Raw genomic sequence first — 6,090 nt, forward strand, 5'->3', positions numbered from 1 at the left:
GTAAAACCAATTTGTTTGGGGGTTTTTTGTTTTTTTTTGTTTTGTAATGCGTATGGCCGCTTGATTTGTTGTTGTGGGGGTTGTCAAACGGGGGGGGGCCCCCGCAGGCTCGGGGCCTGCGGGTCCGCTCGACGACTTCCTCAGGCTGAGGTTCAGGCAGCCTTGGGAGCGTTCACGTCGCTCGGCAGCGCCTTCTGCGCCACCTCGACCAGCGCGGCGAACGCGTTCTGGTCGTTGACCGCGAGGTCGGCCAGGATCTTGCGGTCCACCTCGACGTTGGCGGCCTTCAGACCCTGGATGAAGCGGTTGTACGTCATGCCGTTGGCGCGGGCAGCGGCGTTGATGCGCTGGATCCACAGCTGACGGAAGTCGCCCTTGCGCTTCTTGCGGTCGTTGTAGTTGTAGACGAAGGAGTGGGTGACCTGCTCCTTGGCCTTGCGGTACAGGCGCGACCGCTGGCCGCGGTAGCCGCTGGCCTGCTCGAGGATCGCCCGGCGCTTCTTGTGGGCGTTGACTGCCCGCTTGACGCGTGCCACTTGTTAACTCCTTGTAGCGGGGCCGTGGTGGTCGGCACACGGCCCGGTTCGAAATAGGTCCCGGTCTTGGTCTCGCGCCGCCTTCACAGGGGCGCGACGACTCACTTGCCGAGAAGCTTCTTGATCTTCTTGGCGTCGCCCGGGGCCATCTCGGCGTTGCCGGTGAGGCGACGCGTCAGCTTGGACGACTTGTGCTCGAGCAGGTGGCGCTTGCCGGCGCGCTCGCGGAGCACCTTGCCGGAGCCCGTGATCTTGAAGCGCTTGCTGGAGCCGCTGTGCGTCTTGTTCTTCGGCATGCGCCGTTCTCTCCTCGTCAGTGGCGCTCCCGCCGGCCGGTGGGCCGGCATACGGGAGCGTCAGTTGTATCGATCGGTGTCCGGGGCGGTGACCCCGGCGCTCTCCGGGGTTCGCACCCCTGGATCACGCCTCGGCGGGCTCCTCGGCGGCCTGCTCCTGCTCCTCGGCAGGTGCAACGCCCTGGCGCTCCGCCTTGCGGGCGGCCTGCGCCTCGCGGGCCTCGGCCATCGCCTCGGTCTTCTTCTTGTGCGGACCGAGGACCATGATCATGTTCCGGCCGTCCTGCTTCGGGTTCGACTCGATGAACCCGAGGTCCTGGACATCCTCCGCGAGCCGCTGCAGCAGCCGGAAACCGAGCTCCGGGCGGGACTGCTCGCGACCACGGAACATGATCGTGATCTTGACCTTGTCACCCTGCTTGAGGAACCGGACGACGTGACCCTTCTTGGTGTCATAGTCGTGCGGGTCGATCTTCGGCCGGAGCTTCATCTCCTTGATGACCGTGTGCGCCTGGTTCTTGCGCGCTTCACGGGCCTTCATGGCCGACTCGTATTTGAACTTTCCGTAGTCCATGAGCTTGCAGACCGGCGGACGGGCGTTCGCCGCCACCTCGACCAGGTCGAGGTCGTACTCCTGCGCAAGCTCCAGGGCCTTGGCAAGCGGCACAATGCCGACCTGCTCGCCACTGGGACCGACGAGTCGCACCTCGGGGACGCGAATCCGGTCGTTGATGCGGGGCTCGGCGCTGATGGATCCTCCTCGGTTTAGCACCACACGACCGCCTGGCGGACAGCCGCGTAACGTCTGTTCGGTGTGACCATCCGCGCCGGAACATGCAAAACGCCCCGGACTGGGACACAGGCGGGGCTCCGGAAACTGGCTCGGGAGCACCGTCGCGAATGTCACCGCGGGGCGCAGCCTGACCGATGACCCGCCTGCCCTGAGGGCTGGAATCGGGTGGGAGATCGGAGCCTCCACTTGTGGGCCGGACACATAAGTGACCGGCCGGTCGAAGTCAATGGTACATGACCCGGGCGGGGCCTGTACCGGCCCTGGGCGCGCACGGCCTCGCCGGGTACGCGCGGCGGCGCCCCACGCGTGGGCGCGGGCGCGCCGGGGCCTACTCTGAGGGCAGCGCACCGGCCGCACGGAGCGGGCGCACCGATCGTACGGACAGATAGAGAGCCATGAGCGACGCCACCCCTCCCTCCTCCGACCCCGCAGCCGCCCAGGACGCGCAGCCCGCGGACTTCGACGCGATGACCCGCGACATCGCGGACGTGCCGGCCGTCGAGGTGATCACGACGGTCGCGGTGCACCTGATGAGCTCGGCCGCGGTCAACCTCGGCCTCGCCGAGGAGGGCGAGCAGCACAAGGACCTGGACGAGGCGCGCAAGCTGATCCACGCGCTGGCCGGGCTGGTGACCGCGAGCGCCACGGAGATCGGCTCGTACCACGCCGCGCCGCTGCGGGACGGGCTGAAGTCGCTGCAGCTGGCGTTCCGCGAGGCGTCGGTGGTGCCGGACGAGCCGGGGCAGGGTCCGGGCGAGAAGTACACCGGGCCGGTGTTCGGCTGAGCGGCCCGCTCCCCCGGCACGACAGTGGCCCCCTGTTCCACGGATTCCGTGGAACAGGGGGCCACTGTCGTGAGGGCGGACGGGGAGGTCAGACCGCCGAGCGTTCGTCGGCGGGCGGCTCCCGGTCGGCCGGGGGACGCAGCGGGCTGTACGGGGTGTGGGTGAGCCTGTGTGCCAGGGCCGCCAGCACGCCGCCGATCAGCGGCGCGACGATGAACAGCCACAGCTGGGAGAGGGCACCGCCGCCCGCGAAGAGCGCCGGGCCGAAGCTGCGCGCCGGGTTCACGGACGTGCCGGTGAGCGGGATGCCGATGAGGTGGATGGTGGCCAGCGCGATGCCGATGGCCAGGCCGTCGAAGCCGACCAGGGCCACCTTGTGGGTGACCGCGAGGACGACGAAGACCAGCAGGAAGGTGAGCACGATCTCGGCGACGAACGCGCCGCCGAGGTTGATGTGCACCGCCGAGCGGTCGGCGAAGCCGTTGCTGCCGAAGGCTCCGTCGGTCTTCAGGCCCGGCACCTGCTTGGCCACCAGGAAGAGCAGTGCGGCGCCGACGATGCCGCCCAGCAGCTGGGCGATCCAGTACTCGACGGCCGTACGGACGGTGATGCGGTGGGCCACCAGCATCCCGAGCGTCACCGCGGGATTGACGTGGCAGCCGGAAATGGGGCCGAGCGCGTAGGCCAGGGCCAGCAGCGTGAAGCCGAAGGACAGGGCGATGCCGAAGGTCCCGATGTACTCCCCGGCCAGCACGGCAGCGCCGACCGCGAAGAACACCAGGAGCAGCGTGCCGAGGAACTCGGCCACGACCGAGCGGGTCTCCGGGGTGTCCATGTAGGGGCCTTCCTCGAAGGGATCTTGCACCTGCTGCGATTGTGCGTCCGTCCCGAGGTCCGCGCCTGTCGTAGCGCCTGGTGGCGGCCGGTCAGCGGCTGAAGAGCGGTTCGCTCCGCGGGGTCGCGCCCGGCGCCAGGAGGGCCAGGTCGAGGCCCTTCACAAGGCGCTCGCGCAGCACGTCGTCCGAGGCCAGAGCGGTTGCCAGGCGCTGCGCGACCTCGCCGGCCGGGGCGTCGGGGGCGAGGCCGAGGGCGAGCGTGGCATCGGTGTCGGCGGACGGCGCCAGATGGGCTACCCGCACCCCCGGCTCGCTCGCGAGCACCGCGCGCAGCGCCTCGGTGACGGCGGGGTCGGCGAGCGGGTCGCCGGTGGTACGGCCCTCGGCGAGGGCGCGCAGGGCCCCGCCGGTCAGCGGGTACGTCACGGGGCCCGCGACGTCCACGACGATCGTGTCGGCCTTCTCGTGGGAGGCGGCGAGCAGCGCCTGCTGGAGCGGTACCGCGACGGGGCGGGCGTCCGGGCGCCAGCGGTGCAGCGTCTCGGTGGACGTGAAGGCGGGGAGCGCGCGGCGGCCGTCCGGGGCCTGCAGCGTCGGCACGGCCATGTCGCTGGTCTTCTCACGGGTGAGGCCGTCGGGGCCGGTCTCGGCCTCTCCCAGCAGGGCCACCACCGGGACGAGCAGCCGGGCGTCGCGGAGGGCGGCCAGCAGGCGGGGCTCGGCGGTGCGGTCCGCCGACCAGGCCGCCAGGGCGGCCGTGAGCTCGGGGGCGGCGGTGCCGTCGTCGTCGGAGAAGCCGGGGTCCGGGATGTTCTTCAGCGTCACGTCATGAGGCTAGCCGAGACCGGATGCGGCGCCGGAACCGGCCGGGCGCGGCACGCTGGTCAGGCGCGGCGCCGCCACAGGACCACCGCGGCCGCCACCAGCGCCGCGCCTGCGGCCGTGGCCGTCCATGGGAGCCAGGAGCCGGCGGTGCCCGTCGAGCGGGCGTCCGGACCGGCGCCGAAGTACCGCTTGCTGTACGTGGCCCGGCTGCTGGTCAGGGGCTTTGTGGGGGCGCCCTTGGCGAGGGCCGCCGCGGGGTCCACCAGGCCGGCGCCCAGGTCGTCGTTGCGGCCGTGGGCGGGGGTGTCGCGGGCGGTTTCGGTGAGCAGCTGCTTGATCTCGGCGGGCCGGAGGTGGGGGTGGGCCGCGCGTACCAGGGCGACCGCGCCCGAGACGTACGCGGCGGCGGCGCTCGTGCCCCAGCCCTCGTAGTACTTGCGGTCCGGGTTGGCGATGACGACGTCGACGCCGGGCGCGCTGACCGTGGCGTACCAGCGGCGGGTGGAGAAGCGGGCGCGGGTGCCGTAGCGGTCCACCGCGGTCACCGCGATCACGCCGGGGTAGGCCGCCGGGTAGGAGACGTGGTCGCCGTGCTGGCCGCCGTTGCCCGCGGAGGCGACGACCGGGACGCCCTTGCGCAGCGCGTACTGGACGGCGGCGTCCTCGCGCGGCTCCGGGTGAGCGGAGTCGCTGTCGTCGCCGAGGGAGAGATTGATGACGTCGGCGCCGTGGTCGGCGGCCCAGCGGATGCCGTCGGCGAGGGCGTTGGCGCGCTCGGTGCGGGCCTTCTTCCGCTCCGGGTCCGCGTCTTCGAGGATCACCCGGACAGGGAGGATCTTCGCCTCGGGCGCGATGCCGAGCACGCCGTCGGAGTGGCCGTGGCCGTGCCCGGCGATGATGCCGGACATCGCCGTGCCGTGGTCCGCCCAGGTCTTGTCGCCGCGCGCCGCGCCGAAGCCGATCAGGTCCTTGCCGGGGAGCACCTGGCCCTTGAGGTCGGGGTGGGTGGCGTCCACGCCGGTGTCGAGGACGGCGACCGTGATGCCGTCCCCCTTGGTGGTCCGCCAGGCGTCGTGGACGTGCAGGGCGTCCAGGGCCCATTCCTGGGTGCGTATGCCGTCGGCCCGGGCGGGCGGGGCCGTGAGGGCGGCCACGGCGGTGGCGGCGAGGACGGCGGCGAGCACGCGGGGCGTGCGTCGGGAGGCGTGGGTGCGCCGCTCAGCGCCGGAGGCGGTCCCGGGCGTCATTCGGCCGCCTCCGTCGCCTTGGCCAGCTGCGTGCGGAAGGTGCGTTCGATGCCGTCCGCGACCCCGGCGGCGTCGTGGCCGAGCCCCGCCTGGGCGGGCGCGGAGGTGGCGCCGGTACGGGTGGCCTCGTCGGCCGGCCGCGGGTCGGGCACGGCGCGGCCGTCGGCGAAGCCGGAGACCGCGTACACGACGAAGGGCGCGTCGGGCAGCACCTGGACGCTCCAGCCGGCGCGCTGGTCGGGCCCGAACTCCGCGGCGGGGGTGCCGGGTGCGGTGTACGGGCGGGGCATCAGGTCGCGGCGGGTGGCCAGCCGCTCGGTGGTGAACCGCTTGTTCAGCGCGCGCATCCCGGTGAGGTCGGTTCTGGTGGTGACCACGCCGACGGTGATCACGCTGCTGTGGGTCGCGTCCATGTAGTCCGCGCGCAGCAGGCGCTTGCAGCCTGCCGGGGCCAGCGCCTTGGCCAGCAGCGGGTCGAACGCCTTGGCGCAGCCGCCGTCGGGCGCGACCGCGATCCGGTACCAGGTGCGGTCGGCGCCCCCGGGGCCGGCGGCCGTGCCGTGCAGGGTGTGCGGGAAGAGGGTGCGCACGGGGACGCTGTGCCACAGGTCGCGCGCGTCGGTGAAGGTGGCGGCCGCGGCCTCGTCCCCGCTCGGTCCCCCGGCGAGCCAGCTGCCGGCCGCGGCCCCGCCGATGAGGCCGAGCCCGAGGACGAGGCAGGCAGCGGCGGCGGCCTTCCGCCAGGCGAGGCGACGCGACGGGGCGAGCACGG

General features: G+C 72.3%; 7 protein-coding genes and 1 pseudogene. 1 reads left to right on the top strand and 7 read right to left on the bottom strand.

Going from position 1 to position 6,090, the window contains the following annotated elements:
* Positions 1-152: 152 nt before the first annotated feature.
* From rplT to infC, 3 genes and pseudogenes are all read right to left on the bottom strand, one after another.
* A complete protein-coding gene (gene rplT / locus ABT381_RS34635) occupies positions 153-536 on the bottom strand; it encodes a 50S ribosomal protein L20 (protein ID WP_351601715.1) in 384 nt (127 codons plus the stop codon).
* 101 nt (positions 537-637) lie between these two features.
* The gene (gene rpmI, locus ABT381_RS34640; RefSeq protein ID WP_030251934.1) at positions 638-832 is read right to left on the bottom strand and encodes a 50S ribosomal protein L35; all 195 of its coding nucleotides are present in this window, start codon (positions 830-832) and stop codon (positions 638-640) included.
* A gap of 124 nt (positions 833-956) precedes the next feature.
* A pseudogene (infC, locus tag ABT381_RS34645) lies at positions 957-1,609 on the bottom strand (translation initiation factor IF-3).
* 411 nt (positions 1,610-2,020) lie between these two features.
* Here infC and ABT381_RS34650 point away from each other — a divergent pair.
* On the top strand, positions 2,021-2,410 hold the full coding sequence (locus ABT381_RS34650; protein WP_351601721.1) for a DUF1844 domain-containing protein: 390 nt from the start codon (positions 2,021-2,023) through the stop codon (positions 2,408-2,410).
* Positions 2,411-2,498: 88 nt separating this feature from the next.
* Here ABT381_RS34650 and ABT381_RS34655 read toward each other — a convergent pair whose 3' ends face one another.
* From ABT381_RS34655 to ABT381_RS34670, 4 genes are all read right to left on the bottom strand, one after another.
* Positions 2,499-3,245 (bottom strand): MIP family channel protein, encoded by a 747-nt coding sequence (locus ABT381_RS34655; protein ID WP_351601723.1) that lies wholly within the window; start codon positions 3,243-3,245, stop codon positions 2,499-2,501.
* 91 nt (positions 3,246-3,336) lie between these two features.
* Complete coding sequence (locus ABT381_RS34660; protein ID WP_351601726.1) at positions 3,337-4,071, bottom strand: SseB family protein; 735 nt, start codon at positions 4,069-4,071, stop codon at positions 3,337-3,339.
* Between the two features lie 59 nt (positions 4,072-4,130).
* Positions 4,131-5,318 carry a type VII secretion-associated serine protease mycosin gene (gene mycP / locus ABT381_RS34665; RefSeq protein WP_351601729.1) on the bottom strand — a complete coding sequence of 396 codons (1,188 nt, stop codon included), beginning with the start codon at positions 5,316-5,318 and terminating at the stop codon, positions 4,131-4,133.
* The gene (locus ABT381_RS34670) at positions 5,315-6,088 is read right to left on the bottom strand and encodes a hypothetical protein (RefSeq protein ID WP_351601732.1); all 774 of its coding nucleotides are present in this window, start codon (positions 6,086-6,088) and stop codon (positions 5,315-5,317) included. Before ABT381_RS34670 ends, mycP begins: the two co-directional genes overlap by 4 nt.
* Between the last annotated feature and the right edge of the window lie 2 nt (positions 6,089-6,090).

It is taken from the genome of Streptomyces sp. NPDC000151 (assembly GCF_040301705.1).
In the GTDB taxonomy this organism is placed as follows: Bacteria; Actinomycetota; Actinomycetes; order Streptomycetales; family Streptomycetaceae; genus Streptomyces.

What these genes read in the sequence shown, in the direction of transcription:
- ABT381_RS34655 (WP_351601723.1), bottom strand. Translation starts at nt 3,245, where the DNA reads ATGGACACCCCGGAGACCCGCTCGGTCGTGGCCGAGTTCCTCGGCACG.
- ABT381_RS34650 (WP_351601721.1), top strand. Translation starts at nt 2,021, where the DNA reads ATGAGCGACGCCACCCCTCCCTCCTCCGACCCCGCAGCCGCCCAGGAC.
- rpmI (WP_030251934.1), bottom strand. Translation starts at nt 832, where the DNA reads ATGCCGAAGAACAAGACGCACAGCGGCTCCAGCAAGCGCTTCAAGATC.
- mycP (WP_351601729.1), bottom strand. Translation starts at nt 5,318, where the DNA reads ATGACGCCCGGGACCGCCTCCGGCGCTGAGCGGCGCACCCACGCCTCC.